The organism is Brucella sp. IR068 (genome assembly GCF_049065885.1).
Classification (GTDB): domain Bacteria; phylum Pseudomonadota; class Alphaproteobacteria; order Rhizobiales; family Rhizobiaceae; genus Brucella; species Brucella intermedia.
This window is the reverse complement of record NZ_JBAKHE010000004.1, coordinates 274,105-299,425: the sequence shown is the minus strand read 5'-3', so window position 1 is coordinate 299,425 and position 25,321 is coordinate 274,105. Positions and strand designations below refer to the sequence as shown.

Sequence of the window (25,321 nt, the reverse complement as noted above, 5' to 3'; positions counted from 1 at the left end):
TAAGGGGCTTATAGGCCCAGCTTTTTCTTGATGTCGAGCCCTACGCCCTTGTTAACGAAGGCGTCGGTCGCAACCTTGCTCATGTCGAGTTCGTCACCGCTGACAATTCCTGCCTTGCGAGCAAGTTCGTAAAACGCCTTGACGCGATCCATCGAAATAGCGCCGATTCCCTTTTCGAGCGTGTCTCCGCTGTCGATGAGCTGGAGGTTCTTGATCCGCTCCAGTTCCGCATCGAGCGTTTCCTTGCTCATGTCCGGATTATCTTTCAGGATCAATTCATAGGCCTTGCTGCGGTCGCCATAGAGAAAATTGGTCCAGCCCTCAATGGAAGCGCTGACGAAACGCTGTACGAGGTCGGGGTTCTTTTCGATCAGGTCCTGCCGGGTTTCGATCGTGTTGCCGTAAGTGCTGTAGCCATAATCGGCGAGGAGGTAGGTCGTGACCTTCGCACCTTCTTTTTCGGCATAGATCGGTTCCGCGGTAGCATAAGCCTGCTGCACGACCTTCTGGTCGTTAAGAAACTGGGCGAGGCTGTAATTATAGGGACGAAGCTGCTCGTCCTTGAAGCCGAACTCCTTCACCAGCCACGGCCAGAAGGAAAACTGCGCATCCTTGCCCATCAGCACGGTCGGCGCATTGGCGAGGTCCTTGAAATCCTTGTACTGACCTTCATGCACCATCAGTGCCTGCGGGTCCTTCTGGTAGAAGGCGGCTACAACCGTTGTCGGCACGCCATTGGCGACATTGTTGAACGACAGAAGCAGGTTGCCGGTCAGCAGGAAGTCGAGACGGCCCGCGGCCAGCATCGGGCGGTTGTTGACCTGTGGCCCGCCCATGTCAATCTGCACATCGAGGCCGTATTTCTCGTAAGTGCCATCGGCTACGGCCTGATAAAAGCCGCCGTGACCGGCTTGCGCCAACCAGTTGGTGCCAAGCGTCACCTTGTCGAACGCATGGGCCATTTGTGCGGAAAGGCCCACGGAGAGCGCGGCCAGCGCCGCAATCAGAGTTTTTTTCATATTGGTTCCCCTTGTTTTAATCAGTCAAAGCCATGTCGGCGGTCCAGCCGCGTGTTTTACCCGGATTGAGCAGGCCGTACGGGTCGGCGAGTTTCTTGAACTCGATCTGAACGCTGTCGATCTCCTTCATGCCGCCATCCTCGATAGTGTAGGCATGAGGATCGTAGATGTCGCAGCCGTCGACCTGCTCCAGTTCCTTGATCAGGCGATACATCTCGTCACGGCCTTCGAAGCGGACAAGCGGAAGTGCGAAAATCTGTACTTCACCCTCGAGCCGGGCCATTTCGTGATGCATATATTGTGTTTCGCCGTAGCGCGCGATCTGGCGGGTCACCACATCAACGTCGAATGGGCGCGGATAGGCGACCTGAAGGTAGGTCCAGCCTTCTTCGGCCTTCAGCGCCTGCAAGGTCGTATGGTTCCAGCCGCATTCGTAAGCGGGCTGGAGACCGTTCTTGTGCAATTCGTCCAGCGTCATGGCGAAGGAAATCTTCCCGCCAAATTCCGTGGCGAGCGCCTCGAAACGGGCCATCTCTTCCAGTGCGATCATGGCGAAAACCGCATCCTTGTCGGAAGGGAAGAGTTCGCCGAACTTGGTGTAGAAGCGCGCAAAACGACGATCTACTGTCGTTAGAAGATAGCAGTCCAGATTGGCTTCCAGTGCCTTGAGGCAGAAGTTGAGCGTTGCCTCGTAACTGTCGAACAACGCTGCGGTATGTATCCAGTCGGTCGATTTGGTGAGGCCGATTTCCAGTTCCAGAATGATACCGTTGGTCCCATAGGCATGCTGGACTTTATGGATGTCGGGTCCCGTCAATTCGATGATTTTTGGCTCCGGTTCGACGGTCAGGACCTTGACGGAATAAACGTTGCCATCGTCGCGCAGCATGCCGTGGCGCAGTGAACCGATGCCGCCTGAACCGCCGGAGAAAAAGCCGCCAATCGTGGCGATGCGACGGGTGGACGGATACATCAGCAATTCCTGTCCGGTCTCGCGCACGGCATCGTCAAGACGCGAAATGCGAGCCCCGCCTTCAACACGAACCCTGCCGGGTTCGATGGAGATGATGCGGTCGATCTTGGTCATGTCCAGGATGATGCCGCCTTCAAGCGGAACGCACTGGCCGTAATTGCCGGTGCCGCCGCCGCGAACGGTGATCGGGATGCGAAGTTTCGCGGCAGCAGCAGCAACGCGGCGTACTTCGTCCTGATCCTTCGGAATGACGACGAGATCGCCGACATAATGGCCGATATCCTCGGTGAGGATGGGGCTGTACCAGAAATAATCCCGAGAGCGCAGTTCGACCTGCTTCGGGTCATCGTAGATGCGGATTCCGTCGATTTCGGCCCGGAATGCGGCCCAGTCATAGATGCGCTGTGGTGCGGCAGAATTCATGGGGTTCTCCGATTAAATTTTTGTACCGTCGCGCCAGACAACGCGGCGGGCCTGCGGACGGCTGATGAGATCGGTAAGGTCTTCGGCATCGTGCCATATGAAGCTGGCCAAGCCGTCCACCTGAAGGGGCTGTATGCGCTGGCTGCCAATAAGTCGGGCGGGCAGGGTAGTGATGCTGTCGAGCCATTCCTGCGGTTCGACATGGCAGACCGGCGCTGCAAGACGCAGTATGGCGAGTGGGTCATAATTGCCATAAGGGTAGAATGCATCACCGACATTGTCAGAGCCGAGCATGACATCCATGCCCGCTGCTCGCGCTTCCTTGAGAGCCGCGACACCGCGCAGGCGCGGAGATTTCCCTTCGATCCGATCCTGTAGATAGAGATTGGACGTTGGCAGGGAAACGAGCGCGGTGCCTGCATTGGCGGCGGCATCAAGAATCCGCTGCAGTTCGTCCGGCCCGCGCAGCGATAGTGAACAGGCATGGCCACACAACACCCGACCAGCCATGCCATGGCGCACGGTGGCCGATACGATCAGCGAGAAGCCGTCCGCTTCTACCTCCAGCCCTTCATCGACATGAAAGTCGAGGTTGAGGTCATGCTGCACGGCAACACGGAACATCTCCTCAACTTTGGCTTCAAGATCGGCATTGCGATAGAAGAAAGCGCCAAACACGCCGCTATCTTTTGCAACGCGGGCCGCGATTTGCGAACCGGCATCAAGCACAAGATCGCCATGGACGAGCGCTGCAAGCTGAAGGTCGAGACGGTCTTTCCATTCCTGACGCAGTTCGTTGAGAACGGGCCAGGCAGTGGGCGCTTCCGGTGTCGTCCAGTCAACATGGCTGCGCATTGCGCCGACGCCTTGTTCAAACGCGGCTTCAAGGCCTCGGGTCGCGCGGGCGCGAATATCCGCCTCGCTCCAGTTCTTCCGGTCAGCGTTCATCAGGTCGATTGCGTCGAACAGGCAATCCACCTTGGCGCCGCCATTTTCAGCAATGCGCCGGATCGTAAATGTCTTGTCCAGATGGACATGGACATCTGCGAAAAGCGGCGTGACCAAACCACCACCCCTCGCCTGGGACGGCACAAGCGAGGCGATACGGGTGCCTTCGATCTGGATGTCGTAGTGCCCGGTGCGACCGGCTATGGCTACCCCTTGCAACATTCTAGCGCTCACGACGGATCTCGCTTTCATGCCAGCGTCCGAGCACAAGGCGCGACAGCCAACTTGTCACGAGGAAGATCACGATGCCGAGCAGCGATACGAGGAAAAGTGCCGCAAACATGCGCGGAATTTCGTTGCGGAAGCTCGATTCCAGAATGCGTGAGGCGAGCCCTGTGCTCTGACCTGCCGTACCGGCAACAAACTCAGCGACAACTGCGCCGATCAGTGACAGGCCGCCGGCGATTTTCAGCGCCGCCATGAAATAAGGCAATGCGCTTGGCGCCAGCAGATAGCGCAGGCGCTGCCATGGCGAAGCACGGTAGAGCCGGAAAAGATCCCGGAGGTTGTGGTCGGCGCTGCGCAATCCAATCACCGTGTTGGACAGGATCGGGAAGAACGCCACGATCCATGCACAGATCAGCAGGGCTGAAAAAGTATCACGCACATAGATGAGGATCAGCGGCGCGATAGCGATGACCGGCGTTACCTGAAGGATAACGGCGAATGGAAAGAACGCCATTTCTATCGGGCGGGAGAGGGCGAAAATCATGCCGAGCAGAATGCCGCCGATAATTGCACAGCCGAGCGAGATCAGGGTCAGCTTGACCGTAAACCACATGGATGCCATCAGCGATGGCCCGTCCTTTATAAGCGTCTGAGCAACCAGCGAAGGTGCAGGGATCAGGTAATGCGGCACCTGATAGTAACGGACGAGACCTTCCCATATGCCAAGGGCGATTATGATCGCCAGCGTCGGCATGACAATGCGCAAGGTGCGTTCGCGCCGGGCGAGGCGATCCTGTTCGACATTCAGGACAGGCAGTTCGGTTTGTATCGGATTCATCGTCCTGTCCTCAATGATCGATATCTTCGGAGGAAAGTGTCGCGGTCAGCGCGTCGGACACCTTGGCGCAATATCTCGCGTAGGCATCGGTTGTGCGGTAGTTTTCGGCACGTGGGTAGGGGCCGATGATCGGTATGTCGGCCACAACGCGGCCCGGTCGGGCAGCCATCACCACTACCCGGTTGGACAGATAAACCGACTCATAAACGCTGTGGGTTACGAAAATCACGGTCAGACCGTGTTCCTGCCAAAGTCGCAGAACGTCATTGTTGAGCTTGAAGCGCGTCATCTCATCCAGCGCCGCAAATGGCTCGTCCATCAACAGAAGACGCGGACGCGTAACCAGAGCACGAGCGATGGAAACGCGCATTTTCATTCCGCCGGACAGTTCCCTCGGAAATGCCGTGGCAAAGCGGGACAGGCCCACTTGTGCCAGCGCTTCTTCGACGCGCGGGGTTGCTTCCTTGCGGGCAATGCCGGACAGTCGCAACGGCAAATAAACATTGTCGAAGACGCTGGCCCACGGCATCAGCGTCGGCTCCTGAAATACGAAACCGATATCCTGCGCGCCGATAGGCCCCTTGCCGGGAGCGTGGCCGTTGATACGGATATTTCCGGCTGAAATCGATTCCAGGCCGGCGATCATGCGCAACGCCGTGCTCTTGCCGCAGCCAGAGGGGCCGAGAAAGCTGACGAACTGGCCTTGTTCGATCCTGAGCGACATGTCGCTCACGGCCATCACGCCGGTACCATATTGCTTGTAGACGCCGTCTATCTCGATCAGGGAGGATGGAGCTTGCGAGTTGGGGGCCACGCTCATTGTCCTTACCAGGCTGTTTTGTTGTCGAGCCAGGAGAGCGGCGCTCGTTCAATTTCCGCCAGAACCTCTACCAGGCGCTCGGCGGCAAAATCGATCGTCGCTCGACCTTTCTCCGCGGTCGCGAGCGTCGCATCACCAGCAGCGCCATAAGGATTGATATCCTGAATCTGCCAGGCAGGCTTGGCGCCGCCGCTCAGCGAAAGATGTTGGAAATCACTTGCAAAAGTTTCCGTAAGCGTTCGGAAATCCTGTACTTTCGACATATCGACGAGATCGGGATGCATCTCCAGCATCACTGAGGTTTCCATGTCGCCGGCATGAATGCCGTGCTTCAGGTCGTGATCGCTGTATACACCTTCCGGCATTCCAAGGCCGAACCAGTTGATGCTTACAACAAGCATGTTGTGACGGATGCGAAGCTCCCGCGCTACGATATCCATGACACTGATCTGGCCGCCATGGCTATTGAGCAGCGCCATCTTGCGGACACCGCTTCCTGCCACGCAAGCGCCGATCTCGCACCACATGCGAATGATGGTCTCGGCTGAAAACGTCAATGTGCCAGGGTAACGGCTGTGCTCATTGCTCTTGCCGATGGCTTGCGTCGGCAGGAAAAGCGCGTGGCTTGTTTCAGGCAGGCGGGCGATGGTTTCCTTGACCATGCCGTCAACGATGGCAGCGTCGACGGCCAGCGGAAGGTGTGGTCCGTGCTGCTCGATTGCACCAACCGGCAGAACCGCCACGAGCTTCTCACGCTCGAGGCGGGAGAATGCCTCGCTCGTATAATCGGACCAATATCGTTTCAAGACTGCAACTCCTACACGCTCGGGCCAAGGGCGTTAGAGCGCATCCCGAAAAGTGTGAAACGGTTTTCGGAACAAGATGCGCGTCAAACCAGATTTGAGTGCATCCTACTAAACAATCTGACCGATCGGTCAAACTAAATGTTTTAAATATACGGATTGCGTGCAATTAAGGTGTGAATCCGTGGCTATTTGGTCACGTGACGGGCCGCGACAGGTTTATGATGTGCGGAAAGTTCCGGAGGTCCTATGGACGAAAGATGCATTATCATTGGGGCTGGCCATGCTGGCTCGCAGGCTGCGATCAGTCTTCGGCAGGAAGGCTATGCAGGCGAAATCATTCTCATCAATGACGAAACCGATATTCCCTATCATAAGCCCCCACTGTCGAAATCCTATCTGAAAGCGCCGGAAGGGGGCGGTCTGGTTCTGCGTCCGGAATCGGCCTATCGCGACAATAATATCGAGATGATGTTTGGCCATCGCGTCGATGCCGTATCTATTGCAGACAAGACGGTCACACTTGATGACGGGCGAGTCCTGAGCTGGTCGGAACTGATCTTCGCGACCGGTGCGCGTGCTCGCATTCCCAATTTGTCAGGTGTCGAGCTTGACGGTGTTTTCACGCTCCGCCGGATGGAGGATGCCCGCCGCATCGCGGCAGCAATGCCCAGTGTTGAGAATGTGGTCATTATTGGCGGCGGCTTTATTGGTCTGGAAATGGCTCATAGCGCGATCGCGCTTGGCAAAAAAACGGTTCTGATCGAGGCAGCACCTCGTGTGCTGGGGCGTTCGGTTGCAACGCACATCTCCGCCCACGTGGAAGCGCGGAGCCGCGCCGCCAGTATCACAGTTTTGACGGGTCTCGGCGTGACGGCCATTGAGGGTGAAAATGGTCGCGTGACAGGCGTGGAAGCTGCAGACGGAACCAAATTCCCGGCCGATATGGTTGTGATCGGTACGGGTGCGGTGCCAAACGTGGAGCTTGCTGTTATGGCTGGGCTTGCGATCGACAACGGCATTGTTGTGGATGAGAACCTGCGCACGTCTGCGGGCCACGTCTACGCTATCGGCGATTGCGTAAGCTATGATCATTTTCAGGCCGGTCGTCGGGTGCGGCTTGAATCGGTGCAAAATGCGACAGATCAGGCAAAGCATGTCGCTCGTACCATTGTGGGCCGCGAGGCGCCGTTTAGGGAAATTGCATGGTTCTGGTCGGATCAGGGCGATATGAAGTTGCAGACGGCAGGCCTGTCCTTTGATGCCGACCGGCATATCCTTTCGGGAAACCCGGAAGAAAATGCATTCTCCATCTTTCACTTTGCCGGTGACAGGCTTGTCGCTGTCGATTCCATCAATCGCCCGGCAGATCATATGATCGCGCGTCGGCTCCTGGCCGCGGGCATTAGTCCGAGCGAAGCAGATGTTGCTGCCGGGGCGGCAAGGTTGAAAGAAATGCTGGCCGCTGCGCCGAAAGCTTGAGGATATACGATGAGCACTTTGAAACATCTGCTACCCGCCGACATGGCCGCACCTTTTGCCGCCTACAGCCATGGCGTGAAGTTAAAAGCCGGTGCAGAAATGGTTTTCTGTTCCGGTCAGCTCGGCATCGCGCCGGACGGAAATGTACCGGAAGACGCCGGCGCTCAGGCAGAACTCTGCTTTGAAAATATAAGCCGCATCCTGCGCGATGGAGGCATGGACCTATCCAATGTGGTGCGTATCAATGCCTATGTCACCGACCGAGCCTATATGCACCCATATATGGATGTTCGCGACCGGCTGTTCCCGCAGCCCGCGCCAGCCTCGACACTGATGATCGTTTCCGGTTTCACGCGTGAGGAGTTCAAGGTCGAGATAGAGGTGGTCGCGGCGCGGTAATCGCCAAACGAAAACACCCGTCGCGGGAGGAAGCGACGGGTGTTTTATGGGGAAGACCGGACTTGGGAGGAGGATATCCGGTCTTGTATCACCGAGGGAATGGGAGGAGGAGAAAACACCCCGGCGATATTCTGGAAACTGTAGGACCGCGCAATTATGGGGACTCGCGATCCTTGAAGAAGGCCAATGCCTTCCGGTGCGCTATTAGCGAGCAGCGGCCTTGCGTGCGACGAACGGGATTTCCGAAGGCAGGATGCCGAGGTCGTTCAGTTCACGTGGGCTCAGGCGGCTCAGTTCGTTTACAGTGTTACGGTAACGGCGCCAGTTGTTGTACGAGCGGATCAGGTTCATTTCTCTCACCTAGTAAAAATCTTATCTCTTTGTTGCAACCAGCATATAGGCTCGAAGCATTTCGAATTGGAGAGACAGATTTGCATAGCTGCAATGCGTTTAAGCTTGTCAGTTGCACGTCTTTTGCGCAGCTCGGTCATCATGCGATCACAATCTCATGCCGAATTGGGGAAATCGGCTCGATTCAGGCTGCTTCGGCGGCTAACCGGTTAAAAATTCTTTAAAAATTTACCGTCCAGAAAGTTGCTCCCACAAATTGTAGCGGCGCAACTGTCTGTTAATTCGTCTCACGCGCCTAATTGCGCGATGTCCTTCGTGTCGTGACAGCCTTGTATAATGAAGTATAGATCCGGGTATCCCGGAGGCTTCGAATTTTGTCGCAAAAGTCCGGGAAATCGTCGGTTAGAGACAACAATTCCACATGACTTGCGCCCCGGATTGGGTTAAGGGAGTTTTGTCGGGTGTCGGGATGCCATATCGTATGACGTTCTTGCACTGTCTGTCTGCGGGAGAGCGCCAATTGGCCGCCGAAGGGGAAATCGCCCGAAATCTCTCAGGTACAAGGAACCGCAGACCGGTAAGACAACTCTGGAAAGTCGGGGGCAACCCTGCGCCGAAGGTGTAAGTATGGCTTTAGCCATGCGAGTCTCTCAGGCCTGAGACAGAGGGGCACGAAGCAACCGCATTTTGCGGAGGCACACGTGCGACTCTGGAGTTGTTATGGGCGATACCGCACATTTGAATACCCTGCCTTTGCAGGATCTGCATGAACAGGCTGGCGCGCGCTTCGGCGGATTTGCCGGCTGGAACATGCCGATAACCTATCCGCTGGGCGTCATGAAGGAACATCTTCATACGCGTGAACATGCGGGCCTTTTCGACATTTCTCATATGAAGCTGATCGAGGTTTCGGGCGCGGACGCTGCCGCACTTCTTGCTGAAACCTGTCCGCTTGACCCGACTGTGCTGAAGGAAGGCCAGTCTAAATATACGTTCTTCCTCAACGAAAATGGCGGCGTGCTGGATGACCTGATCGTCACGCGCCTTGGTGAAGACCGTTTCATGGTCGTTGCCAATGCTGGCAATGCCGATGCCGATATCGAGCATCTGAACGAAGCTGCTTCCGGCAAGAACGTAACCGTCAATCCGCTTGACCGGGTATTTCTCGCCCTTCAGGGGCCCGAAGCTGAAAGCGTCATTAATGATGCCGGTCTCAAAGGTGCGGAGCTTGCCTTTATGAGCGGTTTCGAGCCGAAGCAAGGCTGGTTCATGACCCGTTCGGGCTATACCGGCGAAGATGGTTTCGAGATTGGCCTGCCAGCCGATGAGGCCCGCGCGCTTGCAACCAGGCTGCTTGCCGACGAGCGCGTCGAATGGATCGGCCTTGCCGCACGCGACAGCCTTCGACTTGAAGCCGGTCTCTGCCTGCACGGTCAGGATATCACGCCGGAAACCGATCCGGTTTCGGCCGGCCTCACTTGGGCGATCACCAAGCCTGTGCGGGAAAAAGCTGCATTCAACGGCGCAAAGGCCGTTCTGGACGCCATTGCCAAGGGCGCTGCTGCCAAGCGTGTGGGCCTAAAGCCGGAAGGCCGTCAGCCGGTCCGCGCTGGCGCCGATCTTTTTGATGAATCCGGTCGCCAGATCGGCACCGTTACTTCCGGTGGGTTTGGCCCATCGGCAGGTTTCCCGGTCGCCATGGGTTATGTAGAGGCAAGCCTCGCTACCCCCGGCACACGTGTCTTCGCTGACGTTCGCGGCAACAAGGTGCCCGTTGACGTTTCGGCACTTCCCTTTACTCCGCATCGCTATCGCAAAGGATGATTTCCATGGCCAATATCCTGTTCACCGAAGATCACGAGTGGATCAGCGTCGAAAACGGCGTTGCCACTGTCGGCATTACGATCCACGCACAGGAACAACTGGGTGACCTCGTTTTCGTCGAGCTGCCGGACGTCGGCCGCACGGCGACCAAGGGCGAAGGCATCGTGGTTGTGGAATCGGTCAAGGCCGCTTCCGATGTTTATGCACCGGTCGATGGCGAAGTGGTCGAAGTCAACGAAGCCGTTGCAAGCGATCCGGCTCTTATCAATCAGGCTGCGGAAGGCGAGGGCTGGCTGTTCAAGCTGAAGCTTTCGGATGAAAGCCAGCTTTCCGGTCTCCTCGACAAGGCCGGTTACGACAAACTGGTAGGATAACGCGATGACCCAGCAGGTTCTTCCCTTTGTTGCCCGCCATATCGGGCCGAGACTGGAAGACGAGCGCGCAATGCTTGCGGCGCTCGGCCTTCCTTCCATGGAAACCCTCATCACCCAGGCGGTTCCGGCGTCTATCCGTCTGAACCGTGCGCTTGATCTGCCGGCGCCGCTCAGTGAATCCGATGCGCTTGCAGAGCTGAACGCCATCATGGGCCGCAACGTGGTGAAGAAGAGCTTCATCGGCGCGGGCTATCATGGTGTGCATACGCCGCCGGTCATCCAGCGCAATCTGTTTGAAAACCCTGCCTGGTACACCGCCTATACGCCGTACCAGTCGGAAATCAGCCAGGGTCGTCTTGAGCTTCTGTTCCACTTCCAGACGCTGGTTGCAGAACTGACCGGCCTGCCGGTCGCCTGCGCCTCGCTTCTCGATGAAGCAACTGCGGTTGCTGAAGCCATTGGCGTTGCCTGCCGTCATCACCGCGACAAGCGAAGCCGTATCCTGCTTGCAGGCGAACTGCATCCGCAGACGGTTGATGTGGTGAACACCCGCGCTGAACCGCTCGGCTGGCAGATCGAAACCGGCAGCACTCTCGATGAAAATACTGCTGCCATCGTCGTGCCGTGGCCGGATACACGCGGCGTCTACGGCGACTTCAGCAAGGTGATTGCCGATGCGAAGGCCAAGGGCGCACTCGTTATTGCCGTTGCCGATCCGCTGGCGCTGACGATCATGGAAGCGCCTGCGACGTGGGGCGCGGACATGGCTGTTGGCTCCATGCAGCGTTACGGCGTACCGATGGGCTTTGGGGGCCCACATGCAGCATATCTGGCTGTGTCGGAACCTCTGACTCGCATCATTCCCGGCCGCATCGTCGGCCAGTCGGTCGATGCGCATGGCCGTGCGGCCTATCGTCTGGCGCTCCAGACCCGTGAGCAGCATATCCGTCGCGACAAGGCGACCTCCAACATCTGCACTGCGCAGGCCCTGCTTGCCAATATGGCCGCATCCTTCGCGATCTGGCATGGCCCGGCAGGCTTGCAGGCGATTGCCACCCGCGTTGCCGGTCTTGCTGCCCGCTTTGCTTCCGGCCTCAAGGCCGCGGGTGTCGAAATCGCAGGCGATAGCCTGTTCGATACGGTCAGCATCAAGGTTGCCGGAAAGGCGAAGGCCATTGCTGACGAAGCTGACAAGGGCGGTCGTCTGCTTCGTGTCATCGATGCGGACACGGTCGGCGTAACCTTCGATGAAACCTCGACCGAGGAAGATCTTGCAGCGCTTGCCGTTCTGTTTGGTGCCAAGCTGGTCGACGGTGACAAGGTTCTCGTGCCCGGCAAGGGACGCGGTGAAGGCTTCCTCACGCAGGAAGTATTCCATTCGCATCGTTCCGAAACCGAGATGATGCGCTTCCTGCGTCGTCTGGCCGACAAGGATCTGGCGCTTGACCGCGCAATGATCCCGCTTGGCTCATGCACCATGAAGCTCAATGCGGCAGCAGAAATGATGCCGGTGAGCTGGAACACGGTTGCTAATCTGCATCCGTTTGCGCCTGCGGCACAGACCGAAGGCTATGCCAGGATGACGGCGGATGTCGAAGCTTGGCTTTGTGAAGTCACCGGCTTTGCTGGCGTTTCGCTACAGCCAAATGCAGGTAGCCAGGGCGAATATGCTGGTCTGCTGGCAATTCGCCACTATCACCAGTCGCGGGGCGAAGGTCATCGCAACATCTGCCTTATTCCATCGTCTGCACATGGCACCAATCCGGCCAGCGCCTCGATGGCTGGCATGAGCGTTGTCGTGGTCAATTGCCGTCCAGATGGCGATATCGACATCGACGATCTGAAAGCCAAGGCCGAGAAGCATCGTGATAATCTCGCTGCCTTCATGATCACCTATCCTTCGACCTATGGCGTGTTCGAAGAAGGCATCAAGGCGTTCTGCGAAATCGTCCATGAAAATGGCGGTCAGGTCTATTTCGACGGTGCGAACCTCAATGCGCTGGTTGGGCTCGCCCGTCCTTGCGACATTGGCGCTGACGTCTGTCACATGAACCTGCACAAGACCTTCTGCATCCCGCATGGCGGTGGCGGTCCGGGCGTTGGCCCGATTGGCGTTGCCAAGCATCTGGTGCCTTATTTGCCGGGCCATGTGGATATCGGTTCCAAGCACGCTGTTTCGGCGGCGCCTTTCGGTAGCGCATCCATTCTGGTCATCACGTGGATGTATATCCGCATGATGGGCGGCGCTGGTCTCAAGAAGGCGACCGAGGCTGCGATCCTCAATGCCAACTACATTGCGCATCGTTTGAAGGACGCTTATCCGATCCTTTATACCGGCGCACATAATCGTGTGGCGCATGAGTGCATTGTTGATACGCGAGTTCTGAAGGATAGCGCTGGCGTGACTGTGGAAGACGTGGCCAAGCGCCTCATCGACTACGGTTTCCATGCGCCGACCATGTCCTGGCCGGTTGCCGGTACGCTGATGATCGAGCCGACCGAGTCTGAACCGAAGTCGGAAATCGACCGTCTTTGCGATGCGATGATTGCCATTGCAACTGAGGCGAAAAAGGTTGCCGATGGTGTCTGGCCTGCGGACGACAATCCTCTTGCCAATGCACCGCACACGGCAGGCGATACGCTGGCGAGCGAATGGACACATCCTTACACCCGTGAGGAAGCAGTGTTCCCGGCAAGCGCTATCAATGGCGATTTCGACGCGACAGCAAAATATTGGCCACCGGTCAGCCGCGTGGATAATGTGGGCGGTGACAGAAATCTCATCTGCTCATGCCCGCCTGTAGCTGCCTACGGATAAGTTGAAGCGCAGTTTTGCCGACAAGAAGCGCCGCGGAAACGCGGCGCTTTTTTTGCGCATGGACAGGCAGAATTTATTGATTAACTGGATTTCAGTTAATCTGCTTGGAAAGCCGCTCGGGTCGAGGCGTCTCTCCCGGATTGTTCTTTTAAAACAGAAAGATGTGCTGGTTGCATCTATGCGGTGAAATGAGACGCTAGCCGGATTTCAGGCAAAAAAAGAGCCGGACTGGGAAGTCCGGCTAAGTTATGAAGGTGCCTTATAGGCAAACCTCCAGAGGGGAACACTTACCGCGCGCAATGGGAGGAGGCACAGCGGTAAGTGACTGTGATATGTATCACCTTGCTCCAATCTTCAACCCCTGAAACACGAAATTTTTGACCATTTCGGAAAATTCTGAAACTTTTCCCATTTTGACCGTTCCCAGCGGGTCATTGGTCAATATTTGTGTTCCTCAACGGACAAGTCGTGCTTCAAATCGAAACAATCTTTCGTCGTGGTGGTCTCGCTCGACTCCAAGATCGATTCCGAGGCTCGAAGCTTCTTGGGAGCGATCACACAACAAACGATAGCATCGCTTCATCTCGACGCGAATTACCACCGGGATCGCAAAAACGACGACGATACCAATCTCAATCTCGAAGAGATAAAGGTTGGGCGAAAGGGAGAGAGGAAGTCGTGATCCGTGGCCTGCTCCGGATCGAGGCCAGTTTATCTCTGCCCACTGCATCTGCTATCCGGTTACGCGGAGATGACTTAGGTGCATTTTCAATGCCTTATACAATTCTATCATCCAGTCACAGTTATAAGCTTCTGAAATGGTTAGAATAATTCTAAAACATTCCTGCGCTGGTCAACTTCATTTAACTTGCAGGGCTGGCAGTGCGGATATAAAAGATGACCAAATGACGAAGGCTTCATGCCGGGTTTGAAGAGAAGCGACCATCGGACAGGCCGATTTCTCTGTCTTTTGGATAGTCGGAATGCTTGTACCTTTTCTCATCATGTTCCGCGAAGGCGTGGAAGCTGCGCTGATCGTCGGGATTATTGCCACTTATCTCCATCAAACCGGGCGTAGCGCCTGGATGCCTGTGGTCTGGATTGGCATTCTGCTGGCTTTGGCCATGTCGCTGACTGTTGGCGCTATCCTGCAGCTTCTGAGCGCGGAATTTCCTCAGAAAGCGCAGGAGCTTTTCGAGGCCATTATTGGTCTGATTGCGGTTTTCGTCCTCACTTCAATGGTGTTCTGGATGCGCAAGGCGGCGCGCTCCATCAAGGTGGAACTGCATCATTCCATCGATGCGGCGTTCCAAACCCCGACGCACAAGGGCTTTGGTCTTATTCTCATGGTCTTCTTTGCGGTGGCGCGTGAAGGGCTTGAATCCGTTTTCTTTTTGCTGGCTGCTTTCCAGCAGAGCGAAGGCCCGGCGGCGCCTGTGGGCGCGCTGCTCGGCGTTTTGCTTGCAGCGGCGGTTGGATACGGCATCTTTAAAGGCGGCTTGAAGTTGAACCTCCGCCGCTTCTTTCGCTGGACGGGCGTTTTCATCCTGATCATCGCGGCGGGCATTCTGGCCAATTCTGTCATGGCGCTGCATGAGGCAGGTATCTGGAACCACTTCCAGGCAGTCGTTTTCGACGCGAGCGACATTCTCCCGCTAGACAGTACGCTCGGCTCAGTTCTGGCTGGGGTTTTCGGATATATCGCAACGCCGACTGTCAGCGAAGTGGTCGCCTATGTGGCTTTCCTCGTTCCGGCACTCATCCTGTTCCTCATGCCAGCGAGCGGATCAGTGGCCGCAAGCCAGATCAAGACAAGCGCACAATAAAAGAGATTTTCATGACGAACCCGAAGCCTACAGAACCGATGTCGCGCAATCTGGTCCGCATAGGACTGGCCGTCGCCGTGCTGCTGCTGCTCGCTGCCGGTGGGGCATTTTATTATGCATCCCGTGTATCGGACAAAGCGCGGCATGCAGGAGCTGGCGACAAGATACAAGTCGCGATCAATGCAAAAAGCTGCGAGCCGAACGAATTGACCGTCCCGGCCGGGCGCTCGGTTTTTGAAATCATCAACAAGTCGGATCGCACGGTCGAGTGGGAAATCCTCGATGGTGTGATGGTTCTCGAAGAGCGCGAGAATATTGCGCCGGGCTTCAAGCAGACAATCACAGCGAAGCTGGCGCCAGGCGAATACCAGATTACCTGCGGGCTTCTTTCCAATCCTCGGGGCAAGCTGACCGTAACTGCGACCGCTGCCAGCGAAGCGGAAAAGAGCAAACTGCCCCTTACAGCTTTTATCGGTGCACTGGCTGAATATCAGATTTATCTCACAACCGAGGTTGCTGAATTCCAGAAAGCTGTTGCGGCGCTTTCCGCCGCAATAGCGAGCGGTAATCTGGAAGCCGCACAAGCCGCCTATGGTCCGGCGCGCGCCGCCTATGCGCGCATTGCGCCCGTCTCGGAAGCATTTTCCGATCTCGATACGGCCATTAATGCCCGTGCCGATTATTTCGAAAAGCGCGAGAAGGACGCAGGCTTCGGTGGTTTGCACCGTGTCGAATATGGTCTGTTCGAACAGAAATCCGTCGATGGACTGGCAGCTGTGGCTGGCAAGCTTGAGCAGGACGCCACCGTCTTGAAAGAACGCATTCGCGGACTTCGCATTTCACCGGACCGCATGATGGCGGGCACTGCTTCCGCCCTTAACCGTTTCGCTTCAACAGCGTCGGATGAAGGTGAGGACCGCTATGCACATACTGATCTGCAGGCTTTGTCGGGCCTTCTCGAAGGCGCCGCCAAGACTGCCAATGTCCTGCGCCCCATTGTCGAAAAGGTTGATCAAAAGGCATTCGAAGGCATCGACAAGGACGCTGCTTCGATCAAGTCGCTGCTCGGTGCGGACGCTCAGGGCAATGGTTTCAAGGCGTATGACGCACTGTCGCCTGATGAAAAGGCGAAATTCAAGGACGGCGCGGCACAACTTGCTGCGCAATTTACGAAACTCCGCGATCAGCTGGGAGTAGATTGATGACCAGAAAATTTTTTAAAAACGATACGATAACGTCTGAAGAACCTGTTTCGTCCGCTCGGCGCGCATTGCTGCTGGGTGCGGGAGCCGCCGGTGTTGCCGGAACTGTTGGAAGCGTGCTTGCACCTCAGGCAGCACAAGCGCTTTCTTCTGAGAACGTGACCAATGCGCCTGAGAGCGAGAAGCTTCACGAAAGCCAGGCTTTTTACGGAAAGCACCAGCCAGGCATCGTCACGCCGCGTCCCGCGGCCGGGCTCGTTGCTTCTTTCGACGTTTTGGCACGGGACCGCTCCGAACTTGAGCGCATGTTCCGGCTGCTCACCGAGAGGACCGAATTTCTGATGAAAGGCGGGACGCCGCCGGAACTCGATGCAAAATTTCCGCCCTCCGATTCCGGCATTCTTGGCCCGGTCGTCACACCCGACAATCTCACTGTTACGGTTGCGCTTGGTTCGTCTCTGTTCGATGACCGTTTTGGCCTGAAACCGTTGAAGCCGAAACTTCTGCAGCGCATGACGAGTTTTCCCAACGATGCCCTGCAAAAGGACATTTGCCACGGGGACCTCGTAATTCAGTTCTGTTCAAATACGCCGGACACGAACATTCACGCCCTGCGCGACATCATGAAGAACATGCCCGACCTTTTGTTGGTGCGCTGGAAACAGGAAGGGACGGTTCCTGTGCAGCCGCCGCATTCGCCGAAGGCGAAAGAAAGTGCGCGGAATTTCCTGGGCTTCCGCGACGGGTCTGCCAATCCCGATCCATCTGATGAGGCATTGATGAACCGCATCGTCTGGGTGGGCGAAAAAAATGCGGAGCCGGATTGGGCAACCAATGGCAGCTATATGGCGGTGCGCATCATACGGAACTTTGTCGAACGCTGGGATCGTACGCCGCTACAGGAACAGGAAGCGATTTTCGGACGGCGCAAGGATAGCGGAGCGCCATTCGACGGAAAAACCGAAACCGATGTTCCCAATTATGCGAAGGACGCCGACGGCAAAATCACGCCGCTCGACTCGCATATCCGCCTGGCAAATCCGCGCGATGCAAATGCCGAGCAGCACCTCATTCTGCGTCGTCCGTTCAACTATTCCAATGGCGTCAGCAAATCGGGCCAGCTTGATATGGGTCTGCTTTTCATCGCCTATCAGGCCGATCTGGAAAAGGGCTTCATCACGGTTCAGAACCGGCTCAACGGTGAGCCGCTGGAAGAATATCTGAAGCCGATCGGGGGTGGGTATTTCTTCGCGCTGCCAGGTGTTGAGGATCACAAGGACTACTACGCGCGCGCACTTTTGGAGGCCAGCGGTCCGCAAAATGCCCGCGGGTAAGGAAACTACCAGAACATTTTGATTTTACGCGCATTTTTTGAAATGCGTCCCACGTGGAGAGGCAAAATATGAAGTATCGTCTGCCATTGCTTGCATCGGCATGTGCCGTTGCCCTTACGCTCAGCTTCGGCGCTGCGAAGGCCGAAGTTTCACCGCTGGACCTCGTTCAGCCGATCGCTGATTACAAGGTCTATGTGCAGGAAAACCTCGACGTTCTGGTCAAGGACACCAAGGCGTTTACCGATGCGGTCAAGGCAGGCGATCTGGAAAAGGCTAAGGCGCTTTATCCCTCCACCCGTGTCTCCTACGAAAAGATCGAACCGATTGCCGAACTCTTCGCTGATCTCGACGCTTCGATCGACAGTCGTGCGGATGACCATGAAAATGGTGAGAAGTCGGAAGACTTCACCGGATTCCACCGTATCGAATACGGCCTGTTCGCGCAGAATTCGACCGAAGATCTCGCGCCCATTGCAGACAAGCTCTATGCTGATGTGCTGGAACTTCAGAAGCGGGTGAAAGACCTCACCGTGCCGCCAGAGAAGGTGGTTGGCGGTGCTGCTGCCTTGCTCGAAGAAGTGGCGGCAACCAAGATCTCCGGTGAGGAGGATCGTTACAGTCACACCGACCTCTGGGATTTCAAGGCCAATGTCGACGGTGCCCAAAAGATTGTCGAGCTTTTCAAGCCATTGCTGGAAAAGGAAAATCCGGACCTCGTGAAGAAGGTGGAAATCAACTTCAAGACGGTCGATGACATTCTCGCCAAGTACAAGAAGGGCGACGGCTACGAGTCCTACGACAAGCTGTCGGAAGATGATCGGAAGGCGTTGGCTGGTCCGGTAACAACGCTTGCCGAAGATCTCTCCACCCTGCGCGGCACGCTCGGCCTGAATTGAGAATAGAGAATTGAAATGGCGGGGTAACCCGCCATTTCATGCGCTCATGCGCAGCTTGATTTCTGCATTCAGCAGGACGCGCTGGGTTTCCGGCAGTTCCAGCCGGTCATCTGTTGTTTCGCCCAGCGTCCGAAACAAGAGTTCAATCGCCAGACGTCCGATCTCGTTATAGTCCTGAGCCACCGTTGTGAGTGGAGGGCAGGTATATTCCGACAGCGGATTGTTATCGTGACCCGCGACGCGAACGTCACAATCCTTGAGCCTGCCGATTTTAAGGCCGGCCTGCCAGAGGCCGCTAGTTACGCCGAAGGCGATGCGGTCGTTTGAGCACAGAACGGTGCTGGTCGGAAGTCTGCCCTTTTCGCGCAGAATTCTTGCGGTCTGCTCGAATGCATAACGTTCGAAATCCCAGCTGCGGCTTTCCTCCAGATCGATGATGCGCGGCTCATAACCGAGCTTTTCCATTGCCAGACGATAGGCTTCCTGCCGCTTGACAGCATTATTATTGACCATGGGCATGGAAAAATAACACGGCTCGCTGCCCGAGCGGCAAAGGTAATCGACAATTAGGTGGAAGGATTTGAGATTATCGGTCCCAACAAAGGGTGAGGTGCTGTCGAGCGGAGAGTCGACATATACAATCGGAACATCTTCGGCGAGGCGCGCCAACGTTGAATGCTGCGATGCTTCACCGAGCGGCGCAATAATGGCGCCGGCGACATTCAGAGATCGCAAGGTTTCGATCGCCTGCTTCTCAAGTTCGGGCTTGCCATCGGAAGAGAGAACAATTGCCAGATAGCCGCGTTGTTCCGCGAGGGATTGCAACCGTTTTGTCATCGCCATGTAGAAATGGTCGAGCTGGTTGGGGATGATTATACCCAGAATTGTCGTGCGACGCCGATTGAGGTTCACTGCGAAAAGATTGGGACGAAAACCCGATTGTTTGATTGCCGCTTCTATCAGCTCCCGGGTCTTGGGTCGAACGGACGATGGATCGCTGAAGTATTTCGACACCGTCGGACGCGAAAGCCCTACGAATTCCGAAAAATCTTCCATGGTGCGTATCGTCTTGCGCACGTCTCTATGTCCTGTTCGTCAATCGTCGTAGGTTTGGCTGCATGCGGCAAGGCTGCTTTTGGCGAAGCGGCAATGCAAATGGAACGCGCTGATTTCTCAGGACAGAATCTGATCCTGATTGCTGCTTCATCAACGATTTCAGGATGTTCCTCCAGCTCTGTTCGCCTTCATTCTCGCTCAGGCGATATCCGGTCAAACTGTCAAAGGCAGGGCAAAACGTCAAGCCGACAAATGTCTTTGCCGAGAATGATGCCATGGCTATTCCAGTATGCTAAAACAGTAACTCGTGAATTTGGTAGGTGAAATGTCCGCTTTTTCAGCCTTAGCCCCCTCTTCACACCGCGGTCGTTTCTCCTCACAACGCAAAATTGAAAACCGTGCTTGACAAGGCGTGAAAGCTCGCGCCATAAATTTTACATATGTAAGAATTTTGCTATGCATTCGTAAAGGAGGAGACGAAATGCGGACCAAATCTTATGTTGCAGGGCTTATCGCGTCTGCTGCAGGGGTCGCACTTATGGCTGGAACTGCGTGGGCGGAAGAGCTCACCGTGGCCACAGTCAATAATGGTGATATGATCATCATGCAGAAACTGTCGCCGGAGTGGGAGAAAGCGACCGGCAATAAAATCAACTGGGTTGTTCTTGAGGAAAACGTGCTGCGTCAGCGCGTGACGACCGATATTGCTACCAAGAGCGGCCAGTTCGATATCCTGACCATTGGCGGCTACGAAACCCCGATCTGGGGCAAGGCGGGATGGCTCCTATCGGTCGACGATCTTGGCGAGGATTACGGTTATGACGATCTCATCAAGCCGGTTCGCGCCGGTCTGACGGTTGATGGCAAGCTCTACGCGGTTCCGTTCTACGCCGAAAGTTCGTTTACGCTATACCGCAAGGACCTGTTCGATGCGGCTGGGCTCAAGATGCCCGATGCGCCAACCTATGCGGAAATAAAAGACTTCGCGACCAAGCTTACTGACAAGTCGAAAGAACAATATGGTCTCTGCCTGCGCGGAAAGCCGGGCTGGGGCGAAAACATGGCCTATCTCGGTACGCTGATCAACACTTTCGGAGGCCGATGGTTCGATGAAAACTGGAAGCCACAGATCAATTCAGACGAATGGAAGAAGGCAATCAACTTCTATGTCGACCTGATGAAGGAAGCTGGACCTCCCGGAATTACCTCGAACGGTTTCAATGAAAATCAGGCGCTTTTCTCGACTGGCCATTGCGCCATGTGGATTGACGCCACTTCGGCGGCAGGCCGGATTTATGATCCTAAGCAGAGCCAGGTTGCGGACAAGGTTGCCTTCACCAAGGCACCGGTAGAGGCAACGCCGAATGGTTCGTCCTGGGCTTGGTCCTGGAACCTTGCAATTCCGGCATCGAGCAAGAAGGTCGATGCTGCAAAATCGTTCCTGAAATGGGCGACGTCGAAAGAGTACGTTGAGCTCGTAGGCAAGTCCGAAGGTTGGGTTGCCGTTCCTCCGGGCACGCGCCAGTCCACCTATGCCAATGAGGAATACAAGAAGGCAGCTCCGTTTGCGGACACAGTACTGAAAGCTATCGAATCTGCCGATCCGACCAAGCCGACCAAGGACCCGGTTCCCTATACCGGCATCCAGTTCGTAGCCATTCCTGAATTTCAGGCAATCGGGACATTGGTTGGTCAGGCGATTTCGTCGGCTGTCGCCGGTCAGCAGAGCGTGGATGCAGCGCTCGATGGCGCGCAGCGTCAGGTCGAACAGATCATGACGCAAGCGGGTTACATCAAGTAACGGCCAAAAGAGCGGTTCTGACGTTATCCGTTGGAACCGCTCTGACTGTTTGCTTTGCGCATTTCCCGTACGCAAAATCGTTCATGCTTTTGCTGGAGATGCTCTAGCGGCCTGTCGTCTTCGGTAGGAGGAGAAACGACTGGTCTGATTTTCGTAGACGTTCGCCGTGGCGAATCCGAAACGGGAAGGGGAGGATTGGTTCGAATGCCAGCAAACCAAACGTTGGCCGCAGGCACAAAGTCACGCTTTGCCGTCAAGTCGCGTCGCAGTGTCCGCACGGGACCACTGCTCGCTCCGGCAGTCATACTGCTTCTGCTCTGGATGATCGTCCCGCTGTCGATGACACTGTGGTTCTCGTTCCAGTACTACAATCTTATCAACCCGTTCATTACCGGCTTTGCCGGTTTCTCGAACTATTCCTTCCTGCTGTCCGATCCCACGCTTTGGTCGGCGATCGCCAAGACGCTTATTCTCGTTGTTTCTGTTCTGGTGATATCTGTCGTTTGCGGCGTACTCTTCGCCGTCATCTTCGATCAGGAATTCTGGGGAAAAAACATAGCGAGGCTTCTGGTCATCGCACCGTTCTTCGTTATGCCGACCGTGTCGGCGCTCATCTGGAAAAACCTGTTGATGCATCCGGTGAATGGGCTGTTCGCCTTCATCTCGCGCAGTTTCGGATTGCCGGTCATCGACTGGTTTTCACAGTTTCCAATGGCATCCATCGTCTTGATCGTGTCCTGGCAATGGGTGCCGTTTGCGACGCTGATCCTGATGACGGCAATGCAGTCCCTTGATCGGGAACAGATGGAGGCCGCGCGACTTGACGGTGCCAAGGGGCCGGTCATGTTTTTTTACATCGTGTTGCCGCACCTGCTGCGCCCGATTTCGGTCGTCATAATGATCCAGACGATTTTCCTTCTTTCAGTCTTCGCGGAAATTCTCGTCACCACTTCAGGGGGGCCGGGTATCGCCACAACGACGCTTACCTATTTCATCTATCTTAAAGCACTTCTTCAGTGGGATATCGGCGGCGCTTCCGCAGCTGGCGTTATCGCAATCATCCTGGCCAACATCGTTGCAGCGTTCCTGATCCGGACCGTTGCACGAAATCTGGATAGTTAGGGGGCTGACCGATGGCTGCAAAACGCAGGATCAACAAGGCCGCGGTCTCGGCTGGGGTTATCGGCTGGATTGTGGCGCTACTGATGTTCTTCCCGATTCTCTGGATGCTGCTCGCTGCATTCAAGACGGAAATCGACGCGGTGGCGCCCCCAAGACTATTCTTTGAGCCGACACTGGAGAATTTCGTAGCGGTCAATCAGCGAGCCGATTATTTCCGCTATGCCATGAACAGCATCGTTGAAAGTCTTGGTGCGACCATTCTCTCGCTTATTATCGCGGTGCCAGCCGCTTATGCCGCGGCATTCTTCCCCGGCAAGCGCACTAAAGACCTTCTCTTGTGGATGCTTTCCACCAAGATGCTGCCCGCCGTCGGCGTATTGGTGCCAATCTATCTTCTCGCGCGTGATAGCGGACTTCTCGATACGCGCACGGGCCTTATCATCATCTTCACCCTGTCCAATCTGCCGATTGTCGTCTGGATGCTCTATTCCTTTTTCAAGGAAGTGCCGGGAGAAATCCTGGAAGCAAGCCGCATGGACGGGGCGAAAGTCGGCCAGCAGATACGCTATCTGCTTTTACCACTAAGCCTTCCGGGTATAGCGTCGACCGCGCTTCTTTCCATCATTCTATGCTGGAACGAAGCGTTCTGGAGCCTCAACCTTACGGCTTCGCAAGCGGGCCCGCTCACCGCCTTCATCGCCTCCTTCTCATCCCCGGAAGGATTGTTCTGGGCAAAACTCTCGGCAGCGTCCACGCTCGCCATCGCGCCGATACTTGTCTTCGGGTGGATCACGCAGCGCCAGTTGGTGCGCGGCCTCACCTTCGGCGCCGTGAAATAGAGGAAATGAAATGGCTACACTTTCATTTAAAAACGCCACCAAGTCCTTCGGCAATATTGATGTTATCAAAGGGGTCGATCTGGATATTGCCGACCGTGAATTTGTGGTTTTCGTTGGGCCGTCCGGTTCGGGCAAGTCAACGCTTCTGCGCATGATCGCCGGGCTCGAGGAAATTACTGGAGGTGATCTCACCATTGACGGGCAGCGTATCAACGATACGCCGCCGGACGAGCGCGGTCTTGCCATGGTTTTCCAGACCTATGCGCTCTACCCGCATATGAACGTTCGCGACAATATGGGTTTTGCGCTGAAACTCGCCGGTGTCGCCAAGGCTGAACGTGAGAGCAAGGTTGAAGAAGTTGCAAAAACGCTGCAACTCGATCAGTTGCTCGACCGCAAGCCGAAACAGCTTTCGGGGGGGCAGCGCCAGCGCGTTGCCATCGGACGCGCGATGGTGCGCGAACCGAAGATATTCCTGTTCGACGAGCCGCTGTCCAATCTCGATGCAGCGCTGCGCGTGCAGATGCGTATCGAGTTGGCGCGTCTGCACGACCGCCTCAATGCAACAATGATCTATGTCACGCACGATCAGGTGGAAGCCATGACGCTTGCGCACAAGATCGTGGTTCTCCGTGATGGCAAGGTGGAGCAGGTGGGATCGCCGCTGGAGCTTTACCACCATCCGGTCAATCGGTTTGTGGCCGGCTTTATCGGTTCACCGACCATGAACTTCATCGAAGTCAACGCCAGCATAGTCGATGCCGATGGGGTCACAGTCCAACTCGCCAATGGCCGTTCGGTCAAAGCGCCCGTCAAAGGCGTAGGAGTAAACGCGGGTGCGCCCTTGGTTCTCGGCATTCGTCCGGAACATCTTCACCCGACCTCTGATGGTATTCTCGAGGGAGAGATCATGGTTGTAGAACGCCTTGGCGGTGAGACTTATCTCTATGTACAAAATGAAAGCGCAACCGGACTGGTTGTTGCGGAGGCAGGCGGGGGCAGCGAGGCACGTGCACACGAAACGGCCAAGCTGGGTTTTGACCCGACCGATGCGCATTTGTTTACACCTGACGGCAAGGCTCTGGAGCGCTTTGAACGGCATCCATTATTGCTGACGGAAAAGAAAACGCACCTGTAGGAGCAGGCTGCAATATCCCGGAGTATCCCCATGAGACTGAAAGACAAGGTGGCCCTCATCACTGGTGCGGCGCGCGGTATTGGGCTTGGATTTGCCGAAGCCTACGCGCGCGAGGGCGCGAAGGTCGTCATCGCCGACATCAACATTGACCGGGCGGAAGAAGCCGCGCGCAGTATCGGTACATCGGTCAAGGCGGTAAAGCTTGATGTGACTGACCTTCGCCAGATCGACGATGTGGTCGCGAAAATCGACGCGGATTATGGCGGTATCGATATTCTGGTCAACAATGCCGCGATCTTCGACATGGCTCCCGTCAACGAATTGACCGAAGACAGCTACGAGCGTGTGTTGGGTATCAACCTCAAGGGACCGCTTTTCATGATGAAAGCGGTTTCAAATGTGATGATCAAGCGCGGACGCGGCGGCAAGATCATCAATATGGCCAGCCAGGCAGGGCGTCGCGGCGAGGCGCTCGTGACGCTCTATTGCGCATCGAAGGCGGCCATCATTTCCGCTACGCAGTCGGCCGCTCTTGCTCTGGTCAAATACGGTATCAACGTGAATGCGATTGCCCCCGGCGTGGTCGATGGCGAGCACTGGGATGTGGTGGATGCGAACTTTGCGAAATGGGAAGGTTTGAAACCGGGTGAGAAAAAGGCTGCGGTGGCAAAATCTGTGCCGATCGGTCGGTTTGCGACGCCTGAAGATATTACTGGCATGGCGGTGTTCCTCGCGTCATCTGACAGCGACTATATCTTAGCCCAGACTTTCGGTGTTGATGGCGGCAACTGGATGGCATGAGGCGGT

The 25,321-nt window shown here is 56.0% G+C and carries 22 protein-coding genes and 1 riboswitch; of the genes, 14 read left to right on the top strand and 8 right to left on the bottom strand.

Going from position 1 to position 25,321, the window contains the following annotated elements:
* Positions 1-8: 8 nt before the first annotated feature.
* Genes ACOWVS_RS09185 through ACOWVS_RS09160 form a run of 6 tightly spaced genes read right to left on the bottom strand, consistent with a single transcriptional unit; the run spans position 9 to position 6,055 of the window.
* Positions 9-1,019: an ABC transporter substrate-binding protein gene (locus ACOWVS_RS09185; protein WP_075041852.1), complete on the bottom strand. Its 1,011-nt coding sequence runs from the start codon at positions 1,017-1,019 to the stop codon at positions 9-11.
* 16 nt (positions 1,020-1,035) lie between these two features.
* Positions 1,036-2,415, bottom strand: coding sequence for an FAD-binding oxidoreductase (locus ACOWVS_RS09180; protein ID WP_075041853.1), 1,380 nt, complete (start codon positions 2,413-2,415; stop codon positions 1,036-1,038).
* Positions 2,416-2,427: 12 nt separating this feature from the next.
* Positions 2,428-3,585 (bottom strand): amidohydrolase family protein, encoded by a 1,158-nt coding sequence (locus ACOWVS_RS09175; RefSeq protein WP_075041854.1) that lies wholly within the window; start codon positions 3,583-3,585, stop codon positions 2,428-2,430.
* 1 nt (position 3,586) lies between these two features.
* Positions 3,587-4,429, bottom strand: coding sequence for an ABC transporter permease (locus ACOWVS_RS09170; protein ID WP_025090014.1), 843 nt, complete (start codon positions 4,427-4,429; stop codon positions 3,587-3,589).
* A gap of 10 nt (positions 4,430-4,439) precedes the next feature.
* Complete coding sequence (locus ACOWVS_RS09165; protein ID WP_006469132.1) at positions 4,440-5,249, bottom strand: ABC transporter ATP-binding protein; 810 nt, start codon at positions 5,247-5,249, stop codon at positions 4,440-4,442.
* A 5-nt stretch (positions 5,250-5,254) separates the two neighbouring features.
* Complete coding sequence (locus ACOWVS_RS09160) at positions 5,255-6,055, bottom strand: creatininase family protein (protein ID WP_006469131.1); 801 nt, start codon at positions 6,053-6,055, stop codon at positions 5,255-5,257.
* Between the two features lie 246 nt (positions 6,056-6,301).
* On the opposite strand from ACOWVS_RS09160, the gene ACOWVS_RS09155 reads away from it, so the two are divergent.
* Both ACOWVS_RS09155 and ACOWVS_RS09150 read left to right on the top strand, forming a co-directional pair.
* Positions 6,302-7,534: an NAD(P)/FAD-dependent oxidoreductase gene (locus ACOWVS_RS09155; protein WP_006469130.1), complete on the top strand. Its 1,233-nt coding sequence runs from the start codon at positions 6,302-6,304 to the stop codon at positions 7,532-7,534.
* Between the two features lie 9 nt (positions 7,535-7,543).
* Positions 7,544-7,933: a RidA family protein gene (locus tag ACOWVS_RS09150; protein ID WP_006469129.1), complete on the top strand. Its 390-nt coding sequence runs from the start codon at positions 7,544-7,546 to the stop codon at positions 7,931-7,933.
* Positions 7,934-8,137: 204 nt separating this feature from the next.
* On the opposite strand, the gene ACOWVS_RS09145 is transcribed toward ACOWVS_RS09150, so the two are convergent.
* Positions 8,138-8,284: a DUF1127 domain-containing protein gene (locus ACOWVS_RS09145; protein ID WP_002965914.1), complete on the bottom strand. Its 147-nt coding sequence runs from the start codon at positions 8,282-8,284 to the stop codon at positions 8,138-8,140.
* Positions 8,285-8,780: 496 nt separating this feature from the next.
* Positions 8,781-8,864, top strand: a riboswitch (glycine riboswitch).
* A 140-nt stretch (positions 8,865-9,004) separates the two neighbouring features.
* Here ACOWVS_RS09145 and gcvT point away from each other — a divergent pair.
* The 7 genes from gcvT to efeO (ACOWVS_RS09110) all read left to right on the top strand — a co-directional run bounded on the left by gcvT (position 9,005) and on the right by efeO (ACOWVS_RS09110) (position 18,558).
* Positions 9,005-10,108, top strand: coding sequence for a glycine cleavage system aminomethyltransferase GcvT (gene gcvT / locus ACOWVS_RS09140; protein ID WP_006469127.1), 1,104 nt, complete (start codon positions 9,005-9,007; stop codon positions 10,106-10,108).
* 5 nt (positions 10,109-10,113) lie between these two features.
* A complete protein-coding gene (gene gcvH, locus ACOWVS_RS09135) occupies positions 10,114-10,482 on the top strand; it encodes a glycine cleavage system protein GcvH (protein WP_006471988.1) in 369 nt (122 codons plus the stop codon).
* A 4-nt stretch (positions 10,483-10,486) separates the two neighbouring features.
* Positions 10,487-13,300 carry an aminomethyl-transferring glycine dehydrogenase gene (gene gcvP, locus ACOWVS_RS09130; protein ID WP_075041855.1) on the top strand — a complete coding sequence of 938 codons (2,814 nt, stop codon included), beginning with the start codon at positions 10,487-10,489 and terminating at the stop codon, positions 13,298-13,300.
* Between the two features lie 983 nt (positions 13,301-14,283).
* Positions 14,284-15,126 (top strand): iron uptake transporter permease EfeU, encoded by an 843-nt coding sequence (gene efeU, locus ACOWVS_RS09125; RefSeq protein ID WP_006469121.1) that lies wholly within the window; start codon positions 14,284-14,286, stop codon positions 15,124-15,126.
* A gap of 11 nt (positions 15,127-15,137) precedes the next feature.
* Positions 15,138-16,328, top strand: coding sequence for an iron uptake system protein EfeO (efeO, locus tag ACOWVS_RS09120; protein ID WP_031346991.1), 1,191 nt, complete (start codon positions 15,138-15,140; stop codon positions 16,326-16,328).
* Entirely contained in the window at positions 16,328-17,662 is a 1,335-nt protein-coding gene (gene efeB, locus ACOWVS_RS09115; RefSeq protein WP_021587283.1) for an iron uptake transporter deferrochelatase/peroxidase subunit, read from the top strand. The genes efeO (ACOWVS_RS09120) and efeB overlap by 1 nt, the downstream gene beginning before the upstream one ends.
* A gap of 68 nt (positions 17,663-17,730) precedes the next feature.
* Positions 17,731-18,558, top strand: a complete 828-nt coding sequence (gene efeO, locus ACOWVS_RS09110; protein WP_006471993.1) for an iron uptake system protein EfeO — start codon at positions 17,731-17,733, stop codon at positions 18,556-18,558.
* A 36-nt stretch (positions 18,559-18,594) separates the two neighbouring features.
* Here the strand turns inward: efeO (ACOWVS_RS09110) and ACOWVS_RS09105 are convergent, their stop codons facing one another.
* Entirely contained in the window at positions 18,595-19,614 is a 1,020-nt protein-coding gene (locus tag ACOWVS_RS09105; RefSeq protein WP_006471994.1) for a LacI family DNA-binding transcriptional regulator, read from the bottom strand.
* Positions 19,615-20,095: 481 nt separating this feature from the next.
* Here ACOWVS_RS09105 and ACOWVS_RS09100 point away from each other — a divergent pair, with 481 nt between their 5' ends.
* From ACOWVS_RS09100 to ACOWVS_RS09080, 5 genes are all read left to right on the top strand, one after another.
* On the top strand, positions 20,096-21,415 hold the full coding sequence (locus tag ACOWVS_RS09100; RefSeq protein WP_063621096.1) for an ABC transporter substrate-binding protein: 1,320 nt from the start codon (positions 20,096-20,098) through the stop codon (positions 21,413-21,415).
* Positions 21,416-21,619: 204 nt separating this feature from the next.
* A complete protein-coding gene (locus tag ACOWVS_RS09095) occupies positions 21,620-22,537 on the top strand; it encodes a carbohydrate ABC transporter permease (RefSeq protein WP_021587282.1) in 918 nt (305 codons plus the stop codon).
* 11 nt (positions 22,538-22,548) lie between these two features.
* Positions 22,549-23,376: a carbohydrate ABC transporter permease gene (locus tag ACOWVS_RS09090; RefSeq protein ID WP_006469113.1), complete on the top strand. Its 828-nt coding sequence runs from the start codon at positions 22,549-22,551 to the stop codon at positions 23,374-23,376.
* 10 nt (positions 23,377-23,386) lie between these two features.
* Positions 23,387-24,514: an ABC transporter ATP-binding protein gene (locus ACOWVS_RS09085; RefSeq protein ID WP_006469112.1), complete on the top strand. Its 1,128-nt coding sequence runs from the start codon at positions 23,387-23,389 to the stop codon at positions 24,512-24,514.
* 30 nt (positions 24,515-24,544) lie between these two features.
* Positions 24,545-25,315 carry an L-iditol 2-dehydrogenase gene (locus ACOWVS_RS09080; RefSeq protein ID WP_006469111.1) on the top strand — a complete coding sequence of 257 codons (771 nt, stop codon included), beginning with the start codon at positions 24,545-24,547 and terminating at the stop codon, positions 25,313-25,315.
* Positions 25,316-25,321: the final 6 nt, after the last annotated feature.